Here is a 1,103-nt window from a genome sequence, read left to right on the forward strand (position 1 = left end):
ATTTAGAAAATTGGCTTAACTAGCATTCAGCGATGCAGTCGCTCATGGGGGAAACCCCCAAGACCGCGCTGCATCCCGGATATAGCGTTCATAGGACTCATGAGGTACACATTATTTTTTACCTCTTACCTCTTCCCTGCTCCCTGCTCCCGTCTTGATGCAAAGCGCGAGTGGGGGAAACCACGGCAGTTGCTCATGGTTTGTTCGCGTTCGCCTTTGGCGTGGCCTACGGCCAAGCGTCGCCAAAGGCGATAGTTACCGTAAGATAGTGGAGCCTTATTAACAAATATTTAACCCTTTTCTGCATAACCTGCTAACTATAAAGGCTCCACAATAAACAGGTTTCGTCTCCGGGGGAGACCCCCAAGACCGCGCTGCCTCCCCAAGACCGCGCTGCATCGCTTCTTCAATGCCAAATCGTTTCTTATAAGCAGCAATCGCCAAGTCTAAGGAATTTAAATTTGTCATAATAAACCATCCTTCTTTGGAGATAAATCCGGAAATACTACGCTTCCATTTACAGGCAACGTTAAAAGTGCTAAATCCCTTTGTTTTAGTTATTTTTACTCCTTGAAGAAAGAATGTTCTGGCACTAACCCAAGCTCTGATAACTCAATCCAAATTTTATTTTTGACTTCAATAAACTCATTTTTTTTGAGACGTAAACAAAAGTATACAGACTTTCCTGACAACCATTTCGCTAGCTTAACAGAACAAAAGTCTCTATCTCCCAATCGGCAAATTTTATAATCTTTAAAAATGGGAATTATTGTTGATAGATGACTGCTCTGCTCTTTACTATTACTGCTGCCTAATTTTGGCATCAAAGTCAAGTATATTGGCAATGCTCTGTCTTGATGCAGTCGCTCATGGGGGGAACCCCCAAGACCGCGCTGCATCGCTTTTATCCCAAATCAGGCGAGTTACTAAAAGATTTATTTTCCCCCAATTCGTACGGTCAATTGCTATATAAACTAGTTCATCTGTTTCAAAGTATGTTTCTAGTAAACTAGCGATTCTAGGAAACCAAATAGTTTCAAATCTTAGAGTTGATCAAGACAAAAAACGCTGGATTCTTTTTCTTATACTTTCAAACTTTATTA

At 41.3% G+C, this 1,103-nt stretch carries 1 protein-coding gene and 1 pseudogene; one reads left to right on the forward strand and one right to left on the reverse strand.

Translation table 11 applies throughout. The annotated features are described in order from the left end of the window. The first annotated feature begins 99 nt into the window (after positions 1-99). Entirely contained in the window at positions 100-255 is a 156-nt protein-coding gene (locus F6K53_RS44740) for a hypothetical protein (RefSeq protein WP_293087488.1), read from the forward strand. A gap of 147 nt (positions 256-402) precedes the next feature. Here F6K53_RS44740 and F6K53_RS44745 read toward each other — a convergent pair. Further along, positions 403-1,103, reverse strand: a pseudogene (locus tag F6K53_RS44745) (IS4 family transposase); the annotation flags it as partial.

Origin of the sequence: Moorena sp. SIO4A1 (genome assembly GCF_010672065.1) — a bacterium.
Classification (GTDB): domain Bacteria; phylum Cyanobacteriota; class Cyanobacteriia; order Cyanobacteriales; family Coleofasciculaceae; genus Moorena.